The following is a 23,045-nucleotide window of genomic DNA, read 5'->3' as shown; positions in this document are numbered from 1 at the left end:
AAACGTAAGTGGTTCATCACTCAATGGACATCAGATTCACCCAACGGCTGTCCTACAAGCAGGCCCGCCTGACCGTCCTGGTGGGTTTCGTGCTGGGCACCTTGCTCAGCCTGATGCAGATCGGCATCGATTATGCCAGCGAAGACGCTTCGATCAACCGTGAAATCCTCTCGTTGTTGGAAATCAGCCACAACCCGGCCTCGCGCATTGCCTACAACATCGACGCCGAACTTGCCCAGGAACTGTCCATGGGCCTGTTGCGTTCGCCGGCCATCATTGGTGCCGAGCTGATCGACAACAACAATACCGTGCTGGCCAGCGTCAAGCGGCCCGAACTCCAAAGCAGTTACCGATTCATCAGCGACTTCCTGTTTGGCGCCCAGCGTCAGTTCGAAGATCGACTTTACCTGGACCACCTGCCCGGCGAATCCCTCGGCGTGCTGCGCCTGGATGTCGATACCTACGCGTTCGGCAGCCGCTTCCTGCGGCGCGCCGAGGTCACGTTGCTCAACGGTTTTGCCCGTAGCCTGATCCTGACCGGTATCCTTTTGGCACTGTTCTACGTGATGCTGACCAAGCCCTTGGTGCGGGTCATCCGCGAGCTGAGCAGCCGCGATCCGAGCAGCAGCGAACAGAATCGCCTGGAATGCCCTTCCGGCCACCAGTCCGATGAAATCGGTGTACTGGTGTCGGTCGCCAACCAGCAGTTCGAAAATATCTCCACTGAAATCCAGCAGCGGCGCACGGCCGAAAATCGCCTCACCGAATACCTGGCGCAACTGGAAAACATCGTCTCGTCACGCACCGCTGAACTCAAGGCGATCAATGCTCGCCTCAGCCATTCCAACGAAGAACTGGAAGTGGCGCGGCGCACGGCCCTGGACATGGCCGAAGCCCGCTCCGCGTTCCTGGCCAACATGAGCCATGAGATCCGTACGCCGCTCAACGGTTTGCTGGGGATGATCGCACTGTCCCTGGATGGGCCCCTGACAGCCGAACAACAGCAGCAGCTATCGATTGCCCATGACTCGGGCAAAGTCTTGGTCGAGCTGCTTAACGACATTCTCGACCTGTCGAAATTCGATGCCGGTCAACTGGAACTCGAACGCATCCCGTTCGACCTCGGCTCGCTGGTCGAGGATACCGCCAACCTGCTTTCCCAGAACGCCGCACCCAGCGTCGAGCTGGCCTGCCTGATCGATCCGCGGTTCCCGGCGCAGGTACTGGGCGACCCGACCCGAGTACGCCAGATCGTCAGCAACCTGCTGTCCAACGCCCTCAAGTTCACGCGCTTCGGCCGGGTCGATGTGAAACTGAGCCATTACGAAGGAGGCGTGCGTATCGAGGTCTGTGACACAGGCATCGGTATCCCCCAGGAGGCTCAAGCGAGAATCTTGCAGCCGTTCACCCAAGCCGGCGCCGGTATTACTCGCCAGTTTGGTGGCACCGGGCTAGGCCTGGCGCTGACCTACAACCTTTGCGAAGTCATGCAGGGCCGGCTGACCATCAGCTCCGAAGCCGGTTTCGGCAGCCAGTTCTGCGCCGACCTGCCCCTGCCGTGCCATACCCCCGCAGTAGCGCTCGAACCCCTGCGCGGCAACGTCGTGGCCATTACTGCCGGCAGCAGCGGCCTGGCCGAGTTGCTGAACATGTTGCTGCCAGGCTGGGGGTTGGACTATTCAAGACGCTCCGTGGATGACAGCCTGCTGGGCCTCAAGCCTGATGTGTTGATCACCGATTGCCCGGAATGCCTGTTCCACCTGCGGCCAACCTTCGACGCCCCGATCCTGCTGGTGACCGCTTACGGCAGTTTCATGCCCAGCGAAGAAGCCGCCGCCCTCGCCCCCCTGATCCAACAGGCCCGGCCACTGGCGCGCCATGCACTGCATCAGATTTTGCGCCGTGCCCTGCAGAGCGAGACGACCAGCATCAATGACGCACAGATCGAAACCCTGGCACCGTCCAAGCGCGGGCGGGTATTGCTGGTGGAGGACAATCCGGTCAACCAACTGGTGGCCAAGGGCATGTTGGTGAAACTGGGCTGCGAAGTCAGCGTCGCTTCCCACGGTGTCGAAGCCCTGGATCAGTTGGAGCAGCGGGTTTTCGACCTGGTATTGATGGACTGCAACATGCCAGTGATGGACGGGTACGAAGCCAGCCGGCAGATCCGCCGCAGCGGGCGCTGGTCGGACTTGCCGATTGTCGCACTGACGGCCAACGCAATGCCGGAAGAACGCGAGCGCTGCCGGGTGGCCGGCATGAATGACTATTTGTCCAAGCCGTTCCGTCGCGAAGAACTGGCAGCATTGCTGGACCAGTGGGTACCTACAACGTCAGCGCTTTGATCTGCCCCAACAGATGATCGAGACCGTCGCGCAAACTCCCCAGACGGTCCAGATCGATCCCGCTGTCGCACAACAGACGCGCCTTGAGCGGGCCAACCTGCTCACGCAAGGCCCGCCCCGCATCCGTCAGGCTCAAGTGCACCTCCCGCTCGTCGCGGGCCGAACGCTGGCGCTGCACCAGGTCCAGTTGTTCCAGGCGCTTGAGCAGCGGCGTCAACGTGCCAGAATCCAGCGACAACCGCTCGCCCAGGGCCTTGACCGTTGGTTGTTCCGGCGCGATCTCCTGCCACTCCCACAGCACCAGCATCGCCAGGTATTGCGGATAAGTCAGGCCGAGCTGATCCAACATCGGCTTGTAGCCACGGATCACCGCCCGGGACGCGGCGTACAGCTTGAAGCACAATTGGCTGTCAAGCTTTAGCGAATCGACTGACATCTCATTCATTTGAGCAGCGCTTCGATCTCGCCAGTCAGTTCCTGAGGCTTGGTGGTTGGGGCAAAACGCTTGACCACCTGGCCGTCCTTGCCAATCAGGAACTTGGTGAAATTCCACTTGATCCCTTTGGAGCCCAGCACGCCCGGCGCCCGGCGCTTCAACTGGACAAACAGGGGATGGGCATTGGCCCCGTTGACCTCGATTTTCTTGAACAGCGGGAAACTCACGCCGAAGTTCAGTTCACAGAACTCGGATATCGCCCCTTCGTTGCCCGGCTCCTGCTTGCCGAACTGATTGCAGGGAAAGCCCAGCACGACCAGTCCCTGGTCCTTGTAGGTCTGCCACAGCGCCTCCAGGCCCTTGTATTGAGGGGTGAACCCGCACTGGCTGGCGGTATTGACGACAAGTACAGCCTTGCCGGCGAAATCGGCGAGGGTCTTTTGCTCACCGGTGATGGTGGTGCACGGGATGCTCAGCAGGTTGTCGCTCATGGCAAGGCTCGGCAGTCATGGGATGGACGCCGAAGATAGCGAACGATTCAATTGCGTGCAATTTAATTGTTTGAAGCGACAGCGTTGGCTCCGTTGATCTGCCGACCAACACAAACCTGTGGCGAGGGGCTTTACCCCTCGCCACAGGGCTCAATCGCGGGGCACGAGGTCCAGGCATACCGAGTTGATGCAGTAACGCAGCCCAGTAGGCGGCGGGCCGTCTGGGAAGACATGGCCCAAGTGAGCATCGCATTTGGCGCAGACCACTTCAGTGCGGATCATGCCGTGGCTGACATCGCGCACTTCCACCACCGCTCTGCCTTCGATCGGCGCGTAGAAACTCGGCCAGCCACAGCCGGAATCGAATTTGGTCTGCGAATCGAACAGCGGCTCGTTGCAGCAGATGCAGTGGTATACACCGTCGGTCTTGGTCGCGTTGTATTTACCGGAAAATGGCCGCTCAGTGCCCTTCAACCGACAGACGTTGTACTGCTCCGGGTCGAGCATGTCCCGCCATTCTTCAAGGGTTTTCTGCAACTTTTCCATCGTCCTACCTCGGCAATTGAAAAAGCCCGATCCGACGCTTTTCCGCAGATCGGGCGGCACGTATGATTGCGCCTCGTCAGGCGCCAGTCTGGCAGTCACGTCATGCGCATTCAAACGGATTGTGACGCATGTACCGCGTCAGGCCTGGGCACAGACGCAGGATCCCCAGTACGGTAGTTCATACGCCGCCTGGATCGTTCATTTTCGGGAACACATCGCCATGCAGGTCAGCAAATCGAACAAGCTCGCCAACGTCTGCTACGACATTCGCGGCCCGGTGCTCAAGCACGCCAAACGCCTGGAAGAGGAAGGCCATCGCATCCTCAAGCTGAACATCGGCAACCCGGCACCCTTTGGTTTCGAAGCGCCCGATGAAATTCTCCAGGACGTCATCCGCAACCTGCCGACCGCCCAGGGCTACAGCGACTCCAAGGGTCTGTTCAGCGCCCGCAAGGCCGTGATGCAGTACTACCAGCAGAAGCAGGTCGAAGGCGTCGGCATCGAGGACATCTACCTGGGTAACGGCGTGTCCGAGCTGATCGTGATGTCGATGCAGGCCCTGCTCAACAACGGCGATGAAGTGCTGGTGCCGGCGCCGGACTATCCATTGTGGACCGCCGCCGTAAGCCTGTCCGGCGGCAACCCGGTGCATTACCTGTGCGATGAACAAGCCAACTGGTTTCCTGACCTGGCGGACATCAAGGCCAAGATCACGCCCAATACCAAGGCGCTGGTGATCATCAACCCGAACAACCCGACCGGCGCGGTGTACTCCAGGGAAGTGCTGCTGGGCATGTTGGAATTGGCCCGTCAGCACAACCTGGTGGTGTTTTCCGACGAGATCTACGACAAGATCCTCTACGACGATGCCGTGCACATCTGCACCGCATCCCTGGCGCCGGACCTGCTGTGCCTGACCTTCAACGGTCTGTCCAAATCCTATCGGGTAGCGGGGTTCCGCTCAGGCTGGATCGTCATTACCGGCCCCAAGCATCACGCCCAGAGCTATATCGAAGGCATCGACATGCTGGCCAACATGCGCCTGTGCGCCAACGTCCCGAGCCAGCACGCGATCCAGACGGCGCTGGGCGGCTACCAAAGCATCAATGACCTGGTCCTGCCCCAGGGCCGCCTGCTGGAACAACGTAATCGCACCTGGGAACTGCTCAACGACATTCCCGGTGTCAGTTGCGTCAAGCCGATGGGCGCGCTGTATGCCTTCCCGCGGATCGACCCGAAGATCTGCCCGATCCATAACGATGAAAAATTCGTACTCGACCTGCTGCTGTCCGAGAAGCTGCTGGTGGTCCAAGGCACCGCGTTCAACTGGCCGTGGCCGGATCACTTCCGCGTCGTGACCCTGCCGCGGGTCGATGACCTGGACCAGGCCATCGGCCGGATCGGCAACTTCCTCAAATCCTATCGCCAATAAGCCGGGCAGCGTGCGAGAAGTCCTCGCCTCGCACGCTGTTTGATTCAGCAACATATCCGCTGCGCCGCTTTTGGCAAGCCTTCTACACTAGGGGCTGAGCAGCCGCCGGGCATCCGGGCTCAACGTTCACGGGGGATAGGCGCCATATTTCTTTTCCACGGTCACTTTCAGAAAAGTCTTTCAATCATTTAGGACGCCTGTAGGACACAGTTTGAAATAGTCGACGAGTTGAATAGCCTGCGGCAGCACCTTATATACCCCGCATAACGCTACATTTTTAGCATGAGGAGATTTCCACCACCATGATGCGCATCCTGCTGTTTTTGGCCACTAACCTGGCGGTCGTGCTGATTGCCAGCATCACCCTGAGCCTTTTTGGCTTCAACGGGTTCATGGCGGCCAACGGGGTTGACCTCAACCTCAATCAGCTGCTGATCTTCTGTGCGGTGTTCGGTTTCGCCGGTTCCCTGTTCTCGCTGTTCATCTCCAAGTGGATGGCGAAGATGAGCACCAGCACCCAGATCATCAGCCAGCCGCGCACTCGCCATGAACAATGGCTGCTGCAGACCGTCGAACAGTTGTCTCGCGAAGCCGGTATCAAAATGCCGGAAGTCGGGATTTTCCCGGCCTACGAGGCCAACGCCTTCGCCACCGGCTGGAACAAGAACGACGCACTGGTCGCAGTCAGCCAGGGTCTGCTCGAGCGGTTTTCACCCGATGAAGTCAAGGCCGTGCTGGCCCACGAGATCGGCCACGTCGCCAACGGCGACATGGTGACCCTGGCATTGATCCAGGGCGTGGTGAACACCTTCGTAATGTTCTTTGCCCGCATCATCGGCAACTTCGTCGACAAGGTGATCTTCAAGAATGAAGAAGGCCAGGGGATCGCCTACTACGTGGCGACCATCTTTGCCGAGCTGGTACTGGGCATCCTCGCCAGCGCCATCGTCATGTGGTTCTCGCGCAAGCGCGAGTTCCGGGCTGACGACGCCGGCGCACGCCTGGCTGGCACCAGCGCCATGATCGGCGCCCTGCAACGCCTGCGTGCCGAGCAAGGCCTGCCAGTTCACATGCCCGACACCCTGAACGCCTTTGGCATCAACGGCGGCGTCAAGCAGGGCCTGGCTCGCATGTTCATGAGCCACCCGCCACTGGAAGAGCGCATCGACGCCCTGCGTCGTCGCGGCTGACAGGCTCTAGCATCAAGAGAAAGCCCGCAGAAATGCGGGCTTTTTTTGTCTGCTGGTTTAGGTGCGCCTGGCCTGACGCCATCGCGAGCAAGCTCACTCCCACAGGAATCTTCGGTGGACACGGGTTCATTGTTCACAGCCGATCAACTGTGGGATCGAGCTTGCTCGCGATGGTGCCAGTACAAACAACGTTTCAACCTTTGGAAACCCGATACACCCGCTCATCCAGCCTCGTCACCCCAGCCTGCAAGAACTTCCAGCTTTCTCCCAGCACATCCTGTTCCTGCAATACCTCCAGCCGCCAGGCATTACCCAGCAGCCGTAGCACCTCATCATTTCCTACGGAGAAAGGTGGCCCGGGCATTTCATCCTGGTTGTAATCCAGGGTAATCAACAGCCCAACGCACGCGGGCAAGATCTTCTGCAAATGGGCCGCATACCGCTCTCGCATCGTCACAGGCAAGGCGATCAATGCAGCGCGGTCGTACAACGCCGCGCAATCGGCCACGTCCGCAGCACCCAAGGCAAAGAAATCACCGCAGCGGATTTCGATATCCCCGGCCCGAAACACCTTGAACGCACCTTCTTCACTCACGCTCGGCTCAAGCTGGTGCTCAAGGAAAAAATCAGCCGTGGCTTTTTCCGACAGTTCCACGCCCAGCACCGAATATCCCTGATGGGCGAGCCACAACAAATCCAGACTTTTCCCGCACAAGGGCACCAATACTCGACTGCCCCGCTCCAACCCCAATGATGGCCAGAAACGTTGCAGGTAGGGGTTCACCTGCGGCAAGTGAAAGCCAATCTGGTTCGATGACCAGCGCTTGTGCCAGAACTCAGGCTCCATGATTCACTCCAAAAATTCGATCAAAACGGGTTAAAACTTATATTAGATTTAGATCATTGCCCTGATGGAAGATGACCACATCTTAACGCTCAGGAGTCCGTTCATGCTGCCTAGCCTGTTTATCTCCCATGGTTCACCCATGCTGGCCCTGGAACCCGGCGACAGCGGCCCGGCACTGGCTCGCCTAGCCGCTCAACTGCCCCGCCCCACCGCCATCGTCATCGTGTCCGCCCACTGGGAAAGCAGTGAACTGTTGGTCAGCGCGAACCCGCAACCGTCCACCTGGCACGACTTCGGCGGCTTCCCACCGGCACTGTACGAGGTGCAGTATCCCGCGCCAGGCAATCCGCAACTGGCGGCGCAAGTGGCAGACCTGCTTAATACCGCACATCTACCGGCCCGCCTCGACCCTCAACGGCCGTCCGATCATGGCGTCTGGGTGCCACTGTCCTTGATGTACCCCGAAGCCGACATCCCGGTGGTGCAGGTTTCCTTGCCCAGTCGCCAGGGGCCGACATTGCAGACGCAGGTTGGCCATGCCCTGGCGAGCCTGCGCCAGCAGGGTGTCCTGCTGATCGGCTCCGGCAGCATCACCCATAACTTGCGCGATCTGGACTGGCACGCCAGCCCCGCAAACATCGAGCCCTGGGCGAAAGCCTTTCGCGATTGGATGGTTGAGAAGCTGGCCGCCGACGATGAGGCCGCGCTGCATGACTACCGGCACCAGGCGCCGAACGCTGTGCGCAGCCACCCCAGTGACGAGCATTTGTTGCCGCTGTATTTCGCCCGGGGGGCGGGTGGGAAATTCAGCGTTGCCCATACAGGGTTCACGATGGGGACGCTGGGGATGGACATCTATCGGTTTGACTGATGGACCGAGTCGTCCTCAATCACGAGCGGCTCGCTCCCACATTGGACCTGAACCCCTGTGGGAGCGAGCCTGCTCGCGATTGGACTCCCCCCGCTCTCCCTGAAAAAACATCAAACGACAGGCATAAAAAATCCCCGAACCAGTCGGGGATTTTTTATGTTCGATCAATCAGCCCGCAAGCCGATCAATCTTCGCGATAACGACGCAGCTTGAGCTGCTTGCCGGCCACGCGAGTGTCCTTCAGCTTGGTCAGCAGACGCTCCAGACCATCTTCCGGCAGTTCCACCAGGCTGAAGCTGTCACGCACCTGGATACGACCGATGGCTTCACGCGCCAGACCGCCTTCGTTGAGGATGGCCCCCAGCAGGTTCTTGGCAGCGATGCCATCACGAGCGCCCAGCGCGGTACGGCAGCGAGCACGGCCTTCGGCCAGCGGGATCGGCGCACGACGCTCACGATCACCACGGTCCGGACGATCACCGGTACGCTCAGGACGGTCGCCACGCGGCGCGCTGTTCGGCACCAGAGGACGTTCCTTCTCAATCGCCGCCAGGGTCAGCGCCTGGCCGTTGGTGGCCTTGCGCAACAGTGCAGCGGCCAGGGCACGCGGGGTGCAACCGATGTCGGCGGTCAGGCGATCCAACAGATCACCGTGAGTCGATTCGGCGTCAGCCACCAGCGGCGACAGGCTGTTGGTCAGTTTCTTGATGCGCGCATCGAGAACGGCCTGGGCATCCGGCAGGCGAACTTCGGCAACCTTTTGACCAGTCACACGCTCGATCACTTGCAGCATGCGGCGCTCACGCGGGGTGACCAGCAGCAGTGCACGACCTTCGCGACCGGCACGGCCGGTACGGCCGATACGGTGAACGTAGGATTCCGGATCGTACGGCATGTCCACGTTGAACACGTGGGTGATGCGCGGAACGTCCAGGCCACGGGCAGCGACGTCGGTAGCCACAACGATGTCCAGACGGCCATCCTTGAGGGATTCGATCACGCGCTCACGCTGGTTCTGGGCAATGTCACCGTTCAGCGCAGCGGCTTTGTAGCCCTTGGCTTCCAGGGCGCTGGCCAGGTCCAGGGTCGCTTGCTTGGTGCGTACGAACATGATCAGGGCGTCGAAATCCTCGACTTCCAGCAGGCTCAATACAGCCGAGGTCTTCTGGTCAGCGTGAACCAGCAGGTGAGCCTGCTCGATCGCGGTAACGGTCTGGGTCTTGGTCTGGATCTTCACGTGTTGCGGATCGCGCAGGTGGCGCTCGGCAATGGCACGGATCGACTGCGGCAGGGTGGCCGAGAACAATACAGTCTGACGGGTCGCTGGCAGGGCCTTGAAGATGACTTCCAGGTCATCCATGAAACCCAGCTTGAGCATTTCGTCGGCTTCGTCGAGAACCAGGTGGTTCACGGTAGCCAATACTTTTTCGTCACGACGCAGGTGGTCGCACAGACGGCCCGGAGTGGCGACCACGATCTGGGCGCCATTACGGATGGCTTTCAGTTGTGGGCCCATCGGGGCACCACCGTAGACGGCCACAACGGTAACGCCGGGCATTTGCTTGGCGTAGGTTTCGAAAGCGGTTGCTACTTGCAGCGCCAACTCGCGGGTTGGCGCCAGGATCAGGGCTTGCGGCTCGCGCTTGGCAGGATCGATGCGATGCAGGATCGGCAGAGCGAACGCAGCGGTTTTACCCGTACCGGTTTGCGCCTGGCCAATCATGTCGTGGCCGGCCATGATGATCGGGATCGATTGCTGCTGAATAGCCGAAGGTTCTTCGTAGCCGGTCGCTGTGACGGCTGCAAGAATGTTCGGATTAAGATTAAAAGCGGCGAAGCCGCCGGTTTCCTGGGTCATGGGTCTGCCTCTAAGTGCATCCGCAAAGACCCATGCTCCAAAGCTGCGCGTGCCGTGTTGAGACTCAAGAGTCGCCCTGGCTGCTTTGTCGGCGGGGATTTGCGAAAACGAATGAATGAAAAAGAACGTCGTGGAAGCATCCGTTGTGCGGACATGCAACCGAAGCTGGCTTCGGGGAATTGCGCTACCTTGACGCGGCCCGGCTAAAGGCCGGCGCGCACTATACCGGAATTCGCCCAAAAAGGGAGCTTTTTTTATCGCAAAGCACCAGTACGTGGCTCTCTGCCACTGGCTTTGTGTATCACTGCAAAATGGTCTGTTTCGCAAAGGCCCGGCGCTGCGGGGGCGGGATGCTAAAACGGTTCATCTTTACCTGTGGGAGCCAAGCTTGCTCGCGATGCAGACACTGCGATTCCCGCAAGTACTGAGTTGAGTTCATCGCGAGCAAGCTTTGCTCCCACAGTGGGGTTGTCTCACCCTGGACGTGTTTCAAGTCGCCGGACGGATCGCCTTGATCAACGACTGCAACGAATAACCCAATCGCGGTGCCAGCCCTTCGGCCCTGGCGACCAGTCCCTGCATGTCCAGTTCCTGATCCAGGTCCGCCGGCACGATCAGGATCACATTGCCCTCCTTCACCGGCAGCTCCCAATAATGGCGATGGTACAGGCCACGCAACAGCGCCGCGCCCAACGGTTTGCCGTCGTCGGTGGCCCATTGGTTGATCACCAGCCAACCGCCCGGGTTGAGCCGTTTCTGACAGTTTTCCAGGAAACCCCAGGCCAGGTGCCCGACGCCTGGGCCGACATCGGTATAAAGGTCGACGAATATCAGGTCCGCAGGTTCGGCGGTTTCAAGTAGATCCAGGGCATCACCGACACGGATGTACAGCCGAGGATCGTCGTCCAGCCCCAGGTATTCGATGGCCAGGCGCGGTACATCCGGGCGCAGTTCGATGGCCTCGACGTCTTCCAGCGGCAGAAACTTGAGACAGGCCTGGGTCAATGTCCCGGCCCCCAAGCCCAGGAACAGCGCACTCTCCGGCTGCTCGTGGCACAACGCACCGATCAGCATGGCACGGGTGTAGTCATACTCGAGCCAGCTCGGATCAGCCGTGAACACGCAGCTCTGCTCGATGGCATCGCCGAATTCAAGAAACCGGTAGTCGGCCACTTCGAGTACTCGGATCATGCCGAACTCGTCATGCACTTCGGCGAGCAGATGCTCGACGCGCTCCTCTGTCATTTCATCTCCTGATGGCCGCCAAACGGCTGCGGCAACGCGCTGAACCTGTGCGCAAACTGGGCAAAGGAGCAATTGTCCGCGAAGCGACGCAAACAGGTCACGCACAATTTGCTGATAACATGGCGGTCCGAGCGTAAACCACCTAGAGATCATGATGAGCCAACCCTGGAGCCCTGACAGCTGGCGCGCCCTGCCGATCCAGCAACAACCCCGCTACCCCGACGCGGCGCACCTGCTGCGGGTGGAGCAGACCCTGGCCAGTTATCCGCCACTGGTGTTTGCCGGCGAAGCCCGGGAGTTGCGCCGTCAGTTCGCCGAGGTGACCCAGGGCCGGGCCTTCCTGCTGCAGGGCGGCGACTGCGCCGAAAGCTTTGCCGAGTTCTCGGCAGCGAAGATCCGCGACACCTTCAAGGTGTTACTGCAAATGGCGATCGTCATGACCTTTGCCGCCGGTTGCCCGGTGGTCAAGGTCGGACGCATGGCGGGGCAGTTCGCCAAGCCGCGCTCGGCCAACGATGAAACCATTGATGGCGTGACCCTACCGGCCTACCGGGGCGACATCGTCAACGGCATCGGTTTCGACGAAAAGAGCCGCGTGCCGGACCCTGAGCGGCTGTTGCAGTCCTACCACCAGTCCACCGCTACTTTGAACCTGCTGCGTGCCTTCGCCCAGGGCGGGTTCGCCGATCTGCACCAGGTGCACAAGTGGAACCTGGATTTCATCGCCAATTCGGCCCTGGCGGAAAAGTACAGCCACCTGGCCGACCGCATCGACGAAACCCTGGCCTTCATGCGCGCCTGCGGCATGGACAGCTCGCCGCAACTGCGCGAAACCAGCTTCTTCACCGCCCACGAAGCGCTACTGCTCAATTACGAAGAAGCCTTCGTGCGCCGTGACAGCCTGACCAACGACTACTACGACTGCTCGGCCCACATGCTGTGGATCGGCGACCGCACCCGTCAGTTGGACGGTGCCCACGTCGAATTCCTGCGCGGGGTGAACAACCCGATCGGGGTCAAGGTGGGGCCGACCATGGACCCTGACGACCTGATCCGCCTGATCGACGTGCTCAACCCGGACAACGACCCGGGCCGGTTGAACCTGATCGCGCGGATGGGCGCGAACAAGGTCGGCGAGCACCTGCCGCCGCTGTTGCGCGCCGTGCAGCGCGAAGGCAAGCAGGTGCTGTGGAGCTCCGACCCCATGCACGGCAACACCATCAAGGCCAGCAGCGGCTACAAGACCCGGGACTTCGCGCAGATCCTCGGCGAAGTGAAACAGTTCTTCCAGGTCCACGCCGCCGAAGGCACATACGCCGGAGGGATTCACATCGAAATGACCGGGCAAAACGTCACCGAATGCATCGGCGGTGCACGGCCGATTACCGAAGATGGACTGTCGGACCGCTACCACACCCACTGCGACCCGCGGATGAACGCCGATCAGTCGCTGGAATTGGCGTTCTTGATTGCCGAGACGTTGAAGCAGGTTCGGCGCTGAGTCAGTAAGGCATTCGTCGACTGTTGGACTGCTATCGCGAGCAAGCTCGCTCCCACATTTGATCTCTGGTGAACACAATATTTGTGAACGACGCAGTCAATGTGGGAGCGAGCTTGCTCGCGATAGCGTCGGGTCAGTCACCACTTGACTGGGCCAACGCCACCGCCAACCGAACCCCACCCACCCGCTGGCAATTGAGCTGGACCCGCTCCAACCCCAACCAGTCGGCCATGCGCCGCAGGTTGATCGCCAACGCCTGTATCCCCTCCTCGTCCAGCCCCGGCGCCTCCTCATGCACAGCATGCACCGCCAGTCGCCCCGAGGCTCGTTCCGCCCGCAGATCCACCCGCGCTGCGATGCGTTCGTTGTGCAGGAACGGCAAGACATAGTAGCCATACACCCGCTTGTCGGCTGGGGTGTATATCTCCAATCGATAGCGGAAATCGAATAGCCGCTCGGTACGGCTGCGCTCCCAGACCAACGAGTCGAACGGCGACAACAAGGCGCTGGCCGTCACTTTGCGCGGGATTTTCACGCAGGGCCGACACCACGCCGGTTGCTTCCAGCCCTGCACCTGGCAACGCAACAGATCACCGGCCTCCTCCAGCTCGGCCAGTCGCCCACGGCAGTCAGCCAGATCGAGGCGAAAGTAGTCGCGCAAGTCTTTCTCGGTAGCAACACCCAAGGCGTCGGCGGCATGCAGCAACAAGCCGCGCTGGGCCTGGGCCTCATCCGGTAACGCTTGTTGCAGGACCGAGGCCGGGAGTACCCGCTCCGGCAAATCGTAGAGCCGCTCGAACCCCCGCCGCCCCGCTACCGTGACTTCACCTGCGGCGAACAGCCATTCCAGCGCATGTTTTTCGACACTCCAGTCCCACCAGGGCCCGGCCTTTTCCTTGCGCGTGGACAAGCTGCCCGCACCAATGGCGCCCTGCTCCTGCACCGAAGCCAAAACGCGGCGGATAACGTCCTGACGCTCATGACCAAACCGCGCCAACTGCTGATAGATACCTTCACCACGGGACGCACGATTCATGCGCCAGCGCATCAGCGGGTACATTGAGATGGGTAGCAGCGACGCCTCATGGCCCCAATATTCGAACAACGTGCGACGGCGCCCCTGGCTCCAGGCGGCTTGATCGAGCAAATCGGGGTTGTAGTGACCGAGACGGGAAAACAGTGGGAGGTAGTGCGAGCGCACCAATGCATTGACTGAGTCGATCTGCAGGACGCCAAGGCGTTCGATCAGACGGTTGAGACGCGAGGGTTGCACCGAAGCCGGCGGCGACCGCCCATCGAATCCTTGGGCGGCCAACGCCAGACGCCGGGCCTGTTTGAGGGTAAAGGACAGAGTCGCGGGCATGGAGATCTCCTTCTCTGCTCGCAACCTACCTCACCAATAAGGGGTTTGTGTAGGAAAGGATGGCTCATTTGTGCATTGGGTCATCCCAGAATGGCCGAACCACTTCCTGCTCCACGTCGGCACGGCTGACGCCGATATCCTTGAGCGCCTCGTCACTCATTCCAGCAAGTAGTTCGCGTTCATGGTGCAATTCGTACCAGCGACTAAACTTGTGCATCAGGGCGCTGATGGAAAAACCGTGGGAGAGCTTGTCTATCAGTAAATATCCTTTTTGACCTTTCATCGTGATGTCCTCCGTTGGGGATGGCTCAAGTCTCACGCCAACGCTAAGATCAATCCAACGAATGTTTCTTATGCAATACATCTCGGAGATTGATCAATTGTCGAGTTACCCGAGTATCGATACCGAAGTGCTGCGCACCTTTGTCGCCATCGCTGACCAAGGCGGTTTCACTCGGGCTGGCGAGTTGGTCAATCGCACGCAGTCGGCCGTCAGCATGCAGATGAAGCGGCTGGAAGAGGATGTATTGCAGCGACGGCTGTTCGAGCGTGACGGGCGCCAGGTCAAGCTCACCGCTGAAGGCCAGGTGTTGCTGGGTTACGCCCGGCGGATCCTCAAGCTGCACAGCGAGGTGTTCAACACCCTACGCGAACCGCACATGGTCGGCACGGTACGCATTGGCACGCCGGACGATTATGTGATGCGGTTCCTGCCGGGGATCCTGCAGCGCTTCGCCCAGTTCTATCCGCTGATCGAAATTGAAGTGCACTGCGAATCGTCCAAACAGTTGTTGCTGCGCCAGGACCTGGACCTGTCCATCGTCACTCGCAAGCCAGGGGACGAAATTGGCCAGTTATTGCGCAAGGAGCGCTTTGTCTGGGCTGAAGCGGCGTGTTTCAACGTCCATGAAAAAACACCGCTGCCGCTGGCGATGTTCAACAGTGACTGTTTCTGCCGGCAATGGGCCTGCAACGCGCTGGATGCCATGGGCCGCGATTATCGCGTGGCGTACAACAGCTCCAGCCTCTCGGCGCTCATGGCGGTGGTTGGCGCGGGCCTGGCGATCACCGCGCAACTGGAAAGCCTGCTGCCGCCGGACATGCGCGTGCTGGGCGAAGCCGAAGACCTGCCGGAACTGCCCGAGGCCAGCATCATGCTGATCCGCAACCTGCATAATCCGTCGCCGATCACCGAATGCCTGGCCGAGCACATCGTCGAAGGCTTCAAACTTTAAGGGCGAGCAACACCGCGCACAGCACCAGGAAACCACAGAATAGCCCGCGCAGCAGCCGCTCCGGCAGTGCGTGGGCGACTTTCACCCCCCAACTGATGCTCAGCAGGCCACCCACGGCCAGCGGCAGGCCGATGCTCCAGTCCACCTCGTGGTGAAACGCATAAGTAGCGAGGGTCACACCGGTACTAGGCAAGGCCAGCGCCAGGGACAAGCCTTGGGCAACCACCTGGGTGGTGCCGAACACACTGGTCAGGATCGGTGTCGCGACAACGGCCCCACCCACACCAAACAAACCGCCCATGGTCCCGGATGCCGCTCCCAACACCGCGAGCCATGGCCAGCCATAACGCATCTGCGCCGACACGGGGCCAGCGGCCGCGAACATTCGCACAAGGTTGTAGATCGTCAACGCAATCAGGAACGCCACGAAGCCGATACGCATGCTTTCTGCGTCAATACCCACGGCCCAGATCGAACCCAACCAGGCAAAGCAAAAACCCATGGAAGCCAACGGCAGCACATGGCGCAACTCGATGCGATTGCGCTGGTGATAGCGCCACAACGCGAGCATCACGTTGGGTACCACCATGACCAGGGCCGTGCCCTGGGCAAGTTGCTGGTCGAGGCCGAACCATACGCCCAGCACCGGAATTGCAATCAACCCGCCACCAATGCCGAACAATCCCCCAAGGGTGCCTAACACGGCACCGAACGCCACAAAAATTACAAATTCAATCACAGACGATTCCCCTTTCATCAGGACGCTTATCCTACGCAGTCGACGCCAGCGGGGGAACGCAACATCTGATCAGAACACAAGAATTATCTGGCGCATTAAAGGTTTGCCCGCTAGATTTGTCACGATCATTGATTGAAGGTTTTTGCCATGAGCACCCAGCGCAATACCCCCGAAGCCTGCGAAGCCCTGCTGCTCGACAACCAGGTCTGTTTCGCCTTGCACTCCACATCGCTGCTGATGACCAAAGTCTACAAGCCGCTGCTTCAGGCCCTGGGCCTGACTTATCCGCAATACCTGGCGATGATGGTGTTGTGGGAAAAGGATGGTTTGACCGTCGGTGAAATCAGCACGCGCCTGCTCACAGACCCCGGTTCGCTGACACCACTGCTCAAGCGCCTGGAGGCCGAAGGCCTGCTGAGCCGCACCCGCAGCCGTGAAGACGAGCGCGTGGTGATTGTCGAACTCACCGAACAGGGCCGTACCCTGCGCGAAAAAGCCCTCGACATCCCCCAGTGCATCCTCGCCGCCAGCGGCCAGACCCTGGAGCAGTTGAAGAAGCTGCAGCTTGATCTGCAGGCACTGCGCGGGCATTTGCAGGACAGTCTCTGACTTCCTTCTGTGGGAGCAGCTTACTCGCGAAGACGGCAGCACAGCCAACATCACCGCCATCTGGCCCACCGCTATCGCGAGCAAGCTCGCTCCCACATTAGATTGCGTCGAGCGCAGCTTTTAGAGCCACTGAAGATCAAGTGTGGGAGCGAGCTTGCTCGCGATGGCGGCAGTCCTATCGCCCGTTAACCTACCGCCTCAAAAAATTTTTTACTTCATTGAAACGCTCTAGCTCAAGGGTTCCACGCCCTTTCAGCTTCGCAGATCCCATTCGCCTCAAAAATTTATCTTGCGCGCAAAATATTAGCGCTATACATTCTCTTCACACCTACTTAGCACGCAAACATTTAGCGCAGAAAACCAACCCGAAACCGAGGCGCTCACCATGCAAACGCTCTACACCGCAATCGCAACCTCCACTGGCGGCCGTGACGGTCGTGCCATTTCCAGCGACAACGTTCTCGACGTGAAACTCGCCACGCCCAAGGAACTCGGCGGTGCCGGCGGTGCGGCGACCAACCCTGAGCAACTGTTCGCCGCCGGTTATTCGGCCTGCTTCATCGGCGCGCTGAAATTCGTTGCCAGCCAGAGCAAACGCAAGATCCCGGATGACGCGTCGATTACCGCCCATGTCGGCATCGGCCAGATCCCCGGCGGTTTCGGCCTCGACATCGATCTGCACATCAGCCTGCCAGGCCTGGACCAGGCCGACGCACAAAGCCTGGTGGACGCGGCTCACCTGGTCTGCCCGTACTCCAACGCCACTCGCGGCAACGTTGACGTGCGCCTGCACGTCACCGTCTAACCCCCCCCCAAATTTAAGGAGATGAACATGAACACGCTCAGCAAAGCCCTGACCGGCACTCTTCTGGCGCTCAGCGTCAGCAGCGCCTTCGCCGACGGAATCGTCGAACACAACACCCAGGCGTTTCTCGATGCGCTGAATGCCGGCACTGGCAAACCCTTGGAGCAGTTATCGCCCAAGGACGCCCGCGCCGTACTGGTCGGTGCCCAAGCAGGGGTGAAACTGACCTTGCCCAAGGCCGACGTCAGCGAGAAAACCATCCAGGTCGATGGCCAATCGATCAACCTGACCATCGTCCGGCCGGCCGGGGTCAAGGGTGAGCTGCCCGCGTTCATGTTCTTCCATGGCGGTGGCTGGGTCTTGGGTGACTTCCCGACCCACGAACGACTGGTTCGGGATCTGGTGGCGGGATCGGGCGCTGTTGCCGTGTTCGTCAACTACACGCCTTCACCCGAGGCGCATTACCCGGTGGCGATCAACCAGGCTTACGCCGCGACGAAATGGGTGGCCGAGCACGGCAAGCAAATCAATGTCGATGGCAAGCGCCTGGCCGTGGCAGGCAACAGCGTCGGCGGCAACATGGCCGCGGTCGTGGCGCTGATGGCCAAGGACAAAGGCACGCCGGCGATCCGCTTCCAGGCGCTGTTGTGGCCGGTGACCGACGCCAGTTTCGAGACCGCTTCCTACAACCAGTTCGCCGAAGGGCATTTCCTCAGCAAAAACATGATGAAGTGGTTCTGGGACAACTACACCACCGATGCCGGGCAGCGTAACGAGATCTATGCCTCGCCTCTGCGCGCTACGACAGCACAACTCAAAGGCCTGCCGCCGGCGCTGGTGCAGACCGCCGAGGCTGATGTATTGCGCGATGAGGGCGAAGCCTACGCCCGCAAACTGGACGCGGCCGGGGTGCCCGTCACCGCTGTGCGCTACAACGGCATGATCCACGACTACGGTCTGCTTAACGTGGTGAGCCAGGTGCCGGCGGTGCGTTCGGCGATGTTGCAGGCGTCCGAAGAGCTCAAGCAGCACCTGAAATGACTGGGCTCCCTCGCCACAGGCTCTGGCATTGCAGCGAACCAACCTGATCCAGCGGAAATAAAAAAGCCCGACTCAATGGTCGGGCTTTTTCATACACAAGACTTCGCTTATTTAGCGCGGCCTTTGTAGGAACCGCCTTCGCGGGTATCGATCTCGATCATGTCACCGATTTCGATGAAGTCAGCAACCGACAGCTCGGTACCGTTCTTCAGTTTGGCAGGCTTCATCACCTTGCCGGAAGTGTCACCGCGAGCGGAACCTTCGGTGTAGTCAACCTGACGCACGATGGTGGTCGGCAGCTCTACGGAAACCAGGCGCTCTTCGAAGAACACGGCTTCGCAGACGTCGGTCATGCCTTCTTCGATGAACGGCAGAACGCTTTCGATGTCTTCGGCGTTCAGCTCGTACATGGTGTAGTCAGTGGTGTCCATGAACGTGTAGGTGTCGCCGCTGATGAAGGACAGGGTCGCTTCTTTGCGGTCGAGGATCACGTCGTCCAGTTTGTCATCGGCGCTGTAGACGATCTCGGTCTTGTAACCGGTCAGCAGGTTCTTCAGCTTGGTCTTCATGATCGCGCTGTTACGACCCGACTTGGTGAACTCAGCTTTCTGAACCAGCCAAGGATCGTTTTCGAGACGGATCACGGTCCCGGGTTTCAGTTCTTTACCAGTTTTCATTGCGAATATCCGAATTTGGATGGGATTTACAAAAATCTAGGCCGCGTATCATATCCAATTTCCATAAAACTTCACCAGCGCTGCGGCAAGATCGGGTCGCGAGGCCTGCTCCAGACACCACGCCTGGGCATGTTCAGCCAGTTCCTGGTGCTGTTGACGGGTGTCTTTCCAGTGTTCGGTCATGTCCTGCCCGGCATTCCAGGCTCGCCAAAGACCGCTGATCGCTTTTTGCGTCGCCTGCGAAAGCCCCTGGGTATAGAGCCTGAGAAATGCCTCGAGCTTTTCCAGATGAACGTCTTCTTCCTGCTGGTAGATGTGCCAGAGCAGCGGTCGAGCAGCCCACTGGGCACGCACGAAAGAATCTTCGCCACGCACGGCGTTGAAATCACAACACCATAACAGCTGATCGTACTGGTCCTGTCGGACGAATGGCAGCACCTGCACCGTCAAGGCGCCCCGTTTATGCAGCGCACCGGCCTTCAGACCGTCGACCCCGAGCCAACGCTCGACATCCCCCAGCACCCGCCCTTCGGGAACCAACACGTGAAATGCCTGGGTATCGGCTGCCATGGCGTCGAACCAACTTGCCAGCCCGGCGTTTTCGTAGGCAAACAGAGAAATCAGGCAGGTGTCCGGCGCCCGCTCGACGCCCAACCCTTGCAGGAACATTCGTTGCGCCTCGGCATCCAGCTGAAATTGCCGACGGCGCTCCAGAAGACCTGCTTCACGCAGCAGGCCACCTGTCCCCGTCTGGAAGCCGGGGAAAAAGAAGTATTTCTGCACATGCTTGTATTTGACCGATGGCAAGCCGTGACAGCCGACCACCCAGTCCTCGGCACTCAGGTAATCGAGGTTCATCCACAACGGCGTTGTCTGGCGCTCGGCCATCGCATCCATGTACGCGCTCGGCAACTGGCAGGCAAACGCAGCGATCACGACATCGGCCGCTTCGGTAGGCAACCAGTCCTTGGGCCAGTGACGCACCTGCACGCCCTGCTGCCATTGCTCGCCGAGGCTGACGTCGATTTGCGGGCACAACCGTTCGAAGGCTCGCAGATCATCGACCCATAACCGCACCGAGCAACGATGCTCGGCCACCAATTGCCGAGCCAGGCGCCAAGTAACGCCAATGTCGCCAAAGTTATCGACGACGGTGCAAAAAATATCCCAACGCACGGTCATTCCCGACTCCCTGTGGCAAAGGCCCGATTGTCCCGAATAAAGCGATGATGCAGAAGAGCCGACGGCGATTAATCTTCATGCGACAATCACCGCCTCCCCGTGCCCCTGCCAGGAAGCAGCCATGCCTGATCACTCGACTCCCTCGCGCCTTACGGCCCTGCAATTGACCGTCAGCATTGCCCTGGGGCTGTGGCTGGGGTTCCTCGCCATCGTGTTGACCGGCTGGCTGCTGTCCAGATTCCTGTTCAACGAACAACTGGCCCCAATGGCCGCCGCCGTCCATCAACTGGCGCAACCACCGGCCGTGCAACCGCCCCCCGAGCCGCCAACGCCGATGTTCGAGCAGTATCAGCAGAACCTGCAAAGGAACGAGCAGCGCCAGGCCCTCGACCAAGCCCGTAGCAACCCGCGCAACCTGTCCAACCCCAAGTGCCAGTTCTGGTTGCAACAGGACCAGAACGCGCCCAGCGAAAAAAGCCGCGCCAACGTTTTGCAGTTCTGTGAATGATCATGAACAAACAGACCGTCCACCAGTTGATTCTCGACAAGCTCAAGATTGATCTCGACATCGCCGAACGCGCCGCGCAGACCGCCTACGAAACCGCGACCCACGAAGAAAACATTGCCGAGAACAAGTACGACACGCTGGGCCTGGAAGCGTCTTACCTCGCCGCCGGGCAAGCCAGGCGCGTGGAAGAAATCCGCCAGGCCCTGGCCCTCTGCCAAAACCTGACGCTGAGGCCATACGACGCACAGCGTGGCATTCAGGTGGGCACGCTGATCGGGCTGGAGGATGAGGACGGTCGCCAGCAATGGCTGTTCCTGGGACCGGATGCGGCGGGACTGAAGGTTTCGCTAGTGGGCCAGCCGATCACGGTCATCACCCCTCGCTCGCCACTGGGCCGAGGCCTGTTGGGAAAATTCGAAGGGGATGAAGTGGAGATCGTCGTAGCGGGCGCCCGGCAACAGTTCGCTGTCACCGAGGCGATCTAGAAAGGCGGGGCTTAGTGCACCGGCAGTTCGACACCGTCGAACAGCTCTTCGAGTTCCTGCTTGTTGTGGCACTGGATGGCCTTGGCCATGACTTCCCGGGTCAGGTGCGGGGCAAACTTCTCGATGAAGTCGCACATGAAACCGCGCAGGAAGGTGCCACGACGGAAGCCGATCTTGGTCACGCTGGACTCGAACAACTCGCTGGCATCCAGCACCACCAGGTCACTGTCGAGCTTGGTGTCGACGGCCATTTTCGCCACGATGCCCACACCCAGCCCGAGGCGAACATAGGTCTTGATCACGTCGGCGTCGGCGGCGGTGAACACCACTTTCGGAGTGAGGCCGCGATGGCTGAAGGCTTCGTCGAGTTTCGAACGACCAGTAAAACCAAACACGTAGGTTACGATCGGGTATTCGGCCAGGGCTTCGAGGGTCAGCTTGGGCAGCTTGGCCAGCGGATGCCCCTGAGGCACGACGACGCAGCGGTTCCAGCGATAGCACGGCATCATCACCAGGTCACCGAACAACTCCAGGGCTTCGGTGGCAATGGCGAAATCCACCGTGCCATCGGCAGCCATTTCGGCGATCTGCATCGGTGACCCCTGGTGCATGTGCAGTGCCACATCAGGGTATTGCTTGATGAAGTTGCTGATCACCGGAGGCAACGCATAACGGGCCTGGGTGTGGGTGGTTGCAATCGAGAGGGTGCCCTTTTTCTCGTTGGAGAATTCCTGAGCGATCTGCTTGATGCTTTCGACCTTGCGCAGGATCTCGCCAGCGGTGGTGATGATGCGCTCACCAGCCGGGGTCACGCGGGTCAGGTGCTTGCCGCTGCGGGCGAAGACTTCGACGCCCAGTTCGTCTTCCAATAGGCGGATTTGCTTGCTGATGCCGGGTTGCGACGTGTAGAGGCTTTGGGCAGTAGCGGAAACGTTGAGGTCGTGGTGCGCCACTTCCCAGATGTAGCGCAGTTGTTGAAGCTTCATATGTATCCCTCAAAGCAGTTGGACGCCACGGGCATCAGCGACGGTATATAACTATATGAAAGGTTTCGACAATAAATCTAGAACTTTTTATAAGAAGCCATCATTTAGCTTCAAGCCTCACCCTGCCGTCGGCGCTGCACCAATGGCACCAGGTAGACCGGCACCCGGGATAACTGCAATACCCGTGCGGCGGTCCTACCCAAGGGGCTCTCTACGCTTGCACCCTGGCAATGACTGCCAAGGATCAGCAGGTCGACGGAGAGTTTCGCAGCCTGCTCGAGAATGACTTGCGAAGGATCGCCCTGGTACACCCTCACCGACTTGATCAGCTTCAAGTCCTGCTGCCCCTCTCCCAACTCCTCGCGAAAACTGTCGAGTACCCGCTGCTCGATATTGGCCATCACCGTATTCAGACCCTGGCGATGGAATTCGTTCAGCGCCTGTTCATCCAGATAGCTTTGCAACACCGATTCGGCGAACAGCCCCATCGGCTCTACCGCATGCACTACATACAACTCGGCTTCGAACGTCCGTGCCAGCGCCAAGGCATGCTGCATCACATAGGGGGCGTAGAGCCCCAGGTCTGTGGCATACAGCATCGAACGAATCATGTGACCTCCTCGCGTGCCAAGATGGCGGAGATTGATTCAGCT

24 protein-coding genes are annotated in these 23,045 nt (G+C 59.9%); 11 read left to right on the top strand and 13 right to left on the bottom strand.

Annotated features, from left to right (window positions below):
- Positions 1-23 precede the first annotated feature (23 nt).
- A complete protein-coding gene (locus SGN16_RS08675; protein ID WP_335945350.1) occupies positions 24-2,345 on the top strand; it encodes a response regulator in 2,322 nt (773 codons plus the stop codon).
- On the opposite strand, the gene SGN16_RS08670 is transcribed toward SGN16_RS08675, so the two are convergent.
- The 3 genes from SGN16_RS08670 to msrB all read right to left on the bottom strand — a co-directional run bounded on the left by SGN16_RS08670 (position 2,326) and on the right by msrB (position 3,818).
- Complete coding sequence (locus SGN16_RS08670; RefSeq protein ID WP_335945349.1) at positions 2,326-2,790, bottom strand: MarR family transcriptional regulator; 465 nt, start codon at positions 2,788-2,790, stop codon at positions 2,326-2,328. The two genes, SGN16_RS08675 and SGN16_RS08670, sit on opposite strands and share 20 nt — an antisense overlap.
- Complete coding sequence (locus SGN16_RS08665; RefSeq protein ID WP_210643554.1) at positions 2,787-3,272, bottom strand: glutathione peroxidase; 486 nt, start codon at positions 3,270-3,272, stop codon at positions 2,787-2,789. The genes SGN16_RS08670 and SGN16_RS08665 overlap by 4 nt, the downstream gene beginning before the upstream one ends.
- Before the next feature lie 150 nt (positions 3,273-3,422).
- Positions 3,423-3,818, bottom strand: coding sequence for a peptide-methionine (R)-S-oxide reductase MsrB (msrB, locus tag SGN16_RS08660; protein WP_210643553.1), 396 nt, complete (start codon positions 3,816-3,818; stop codon positions 3,423-3,425).
- 220 nt (positions 3,819-4,038) lie between these two features.
- On the opposite strand from msrB, the gene SGN16_RS08655 reads away from it, so the two are divergent.
- Entirely contained in the window at positions 4,039-5,250 is a 1,212-nt protein-coding gene (locus SGN16_RS08655; RefSeq protein ID WP_210643552.1) for a pyridoxal phosphate-dependent aminotransferase, read from the top strand.
- Between the two features lie 302 nt (positions 5,251-5,552).
- Positions 5,553-6,440 carry a protease HtpX gene (gene htpX / locus SGN16_RS08650; RefSeq protein WP_186636836.1) on the top strand — a complete coding sequence of 296 codons (888 nt, stop codon included), beginning with the start codon at positions 5,553-5,555 and terminating at the stop codon, positions 6,438-6,440.
- Positions 6,441-6,633: 193 nt separating this feature from the next.
- Here htpX and SGN16_RS08645 read toward each other — a convergent pair whose 3' ends face one another.
- Entirely contained in the window at positions 6,634-7,287 is a 654-nt protein-coding gene (locus SGN16_RS08645) for a thiopurine S-methyltransferase (protein ID WP_335945348.1), read from the bottom strand.
- 103 nt (positions 7,288-7,390) lie between these two features.
- On the opposite strand from SGN16_RS08645, the gene SGN16_RS08640 reads away from it, so the two are divergent.
- Positions 7,391-8,158, top strand: coding sequence for a class III extradiol ring-cleavage dioxygenase (locus SGN16_RS08640; RefSeq protein WP_335945347.1), 768 nt, complete (start codon positions 7,391-7,393; stop codon positions 8,156-8,158).
- Between the two features lie 184 nt (positions 8,159-8,342).
- Here SGN16_RS08640 and SGN16_RS08635 read toward each other — a convergent pair whose 3' ends face one another.
- Both SGN16_RS08635 and SGN16_RS08630 read right to left on the bottom strand, forming a co-directional pair.
- Positions 8,343-10,016 (bottom strand): DEAD/DEAH box helicase, encoded by a 1,674-nt coding sequence (locus tag SGN16_RS08635; protein ID WP_210643549.1) that lies wholly within the window; start codon positions 10,014-10,016, stop codon positions 8,343-8,345.
- Positions 10,017-10,505: 489 nt separating this feature from the next.
- Positions 10,506-11,261 carry a spermidine synthase gene (locus SGN16_RS08630; protein WP_210643548.1) on the bottom strand — a complete coding sequence of 252 codons (756 nt, stop codon included), beginning with the start codon at positions 11,259-11,261 and terminating at the stop codon, positions 10,506-10,508.
- Positions 11,262-11,415: 154 nt separating this feature from the next.
- Here SGN16_RS08630 and SGN16_RS08625 point away from each other — a divergent pair, with 154 nt between their 5' ends.
- A complete protein-coding gene (locus SGN16_RS08625) occupies positions 11,416-12,762 on the top strand; it encodes a 3-deoxy-7-phosphoheptulonate synthase class II (protein ID WP_335945346.1) in 1,347 nt (448 codons plus the stop codon).
- A gap of 133 nt (positions 12,763-12,895) precedes the next feature.
- On the opposite strand, the gene SGN16_RS08620 is transcribed toward SGN16_RS08625, so the two are convergent.
- A complete protein-coding gene (locus SGN16_RS08620) occupies positions 12,896-14,125 on the bottom strand; it encodes a winged helix-turn-helix domain-containing protein (protein ID WP_335945345.1) in 1,230 nt (409 codons plus the stop codon).
- Between the two features lie 64 nt (positions 14,126-14,189).
- Positions 14,190-14,408, bottom strand: a complete 219-nt coding sequence (locus SGN16_RS08615; protein WP_210643545.1) for a DUF1127 domain-containing protein — start codon at positions 14,406-14,408, stop codon at positions 14,190-14,192.
- A gap of 97 nt (positions 14,409-14,505) precedes the next feature.
- Between SGN16_RS08615 and SGN16_RS08610 the strand changes: the two genes are divergently transcribed.
- Complete coding sequence (locus SGN16_RS08610; RefSeq protein ID WP_185045843.1) at positions 14,506-15,360, top strand: LysR substrate-binding domain-containing protein; 855 nt, start codon at positions 14,506-14,508, stop codon at positions 15,358-15,360.
- Here SGN16_RS08610 and SGN16_RS08605 read toward each other — a convergent pair.
- Complete coding sequence (locus tag SGN16_RS08605) at positions 15,350-16,099, bottom strand: sulfite exporter TauE/SafE family protein (protein WP_210643544.1); 750 nt, start codon at positions 16,097-16,099, stop codon at positions 15,350-15,352. The genes SGN16_RS08610 and SGN16_RS08605 overlap by 11 nt on opposite strands.
- Before the next feature lie 147 nt (positions 16,100-16,246).
- On the opposite strand from SGN16_RS08605, the gene SGN16_RS08600 reads away from it, so the two are divergent.
- From SGN16_RS08600 to SGN16_RS08590, 3 genes are all read left to right on the top strand, one after another.
- Positions 16,247-16,708: a MarR family transcriptional regulator gene (locus tag SGN16_RS08600; RefSeq protein ID WP_335945344.1), complete on the top strand. Its 462-nt coding sequence runs from the start codon at positions 16,247-16,249 to the stop codon at positions 16,706-16,708.
- Between the two features lie 385 nt (positions 16,709-17,093).
- Positions 17,094-17,513, top strand: coding sequence for an organic hydroperoxide resistance protein (locus tag SGN16_RS08595; protein WP_335945343.1), 420 nt, complete (start codon positions 17,094-17,096; stop codon positions 17,511-17,513).
- A 27-nt stretch (positions 17,514-17,540) separates the two neighbouring features.
- Complete coding sequence (locus tag SGN16_RS08590) at positions 17,541-18,554, top strand: alpha/beta hydrolase (RefSeq protein WP_210643541.1); 1,014 nt, start codon at positions 17,541-17,543, stop codon at positions 18,552-18,554.
- A gap of 107 nt (positions 18,555-18,661) precedes the next feature.
- On the opposite strand, the gene SGN16_RS08585 is transcribed toward SGN16_RS08590, so the two are convergent.
- Both SGN16_RS08585 and earP read right to left on the bottom strand, forming a co-directional pair.
- The gene (locus tag SGN16_RS08585) at positions 18,662-19,231 is read right to left on the bottom strand and encodes an elongation factor P (protein ID WP_003199385.1); all 570 of its coding nucleotides are present in this window, start codon (positions 19,229-19,231) and stop codon (positions 18,662-18,664) included.
- 48 nt (positions 19,232-19,279) lie between these two features.
- Positions 19,280-20,413: an elongation factor P maturation arginine rhamnosyltransferase EarP gene (gene earP / locus SGN16_RS08580; RefSeq protein ID WP_210643540.1), complete on the bottom strand. Its 1,134-nt coding sequence runs from the start codon at positions 20,411-20,413 to the stop codon at positions 19,280-19,282.
- A 121-nt stretch (positions 20,414-20,534) separates the two neighbouring features.
- On the opposite strand from earP, the gene SGN16_RS08575 reads away from it, so the two are divergent.
- Together SGN16_RS08575 and SGN16_RS08570 are read left to right on the top strand one after the other, a co-directional pair.
- A complete protein-coding gene (locus SGN16_RS08575) occupies positions 20,535-20,921 on the top strand; it encodes a hypothetical protein (protein WP_210643539.1) in 387 nt (128 codons plus the stop codon).
- A gap of 2 nt (positions 20,922-20,923) precedes the next feature.
- On the top strand, positions 20,924-21,406 hold the full coding sequence (locus tag SGN16_RS08570) for a GreA/GreB family elongation factor (RefSeq protein ID WP_210643538.1): 483 nt from the start codon (positions 20,924-20,926) through the stop codon (positions 21,404-21,406).
- Positions 21,407-21,417: 11 nt separating this feature from the next.
- On the opposite strand, the gene cysB is transcribed toward SGN16_RS08570, so the two are convergent.
- Complete coding sequence (gene cysB, locus SGN16_RS08565) at positions 21,418-22,392, bottom strand: HTH-type transcriptional regulator CysB (protein ID WP_210643537.1); 975 nt, start codon at positions 22,390-22,392, stop codon at positions 21,418-21,420.
- Positions 22,393-22,502: 110 nt separating this feature from the next.
- Positions 22,503-23,003: a universal stress protein gene (locus SGN16_RS08560; RefSeq protein WP_210643536.1), complete on the bottom strand. Its 501-nt coding sequence runs from the start codon at positions 23,001-23,003 to the stop codon at positions 22,503-22,505.
- Between the last annotated feature and the right edge of the window lie 42 nt (positions 23,004-23,045).

It is taken from the genome of Pseudomonas sp. G166 (assembly GCF_037027455.2).
In the GTDB taxonomy this organism is placed as follows: Bacteria; Pseudomonadota; Gammaproteobacteria; order Pseudomonadales; family Pseudomonadaceae; genus Aquipseudomonas.
Note: the sequence above shows the minus strand (reverse complement) of the source record. Positions and strands in the feature narration are given on the sequence as shown.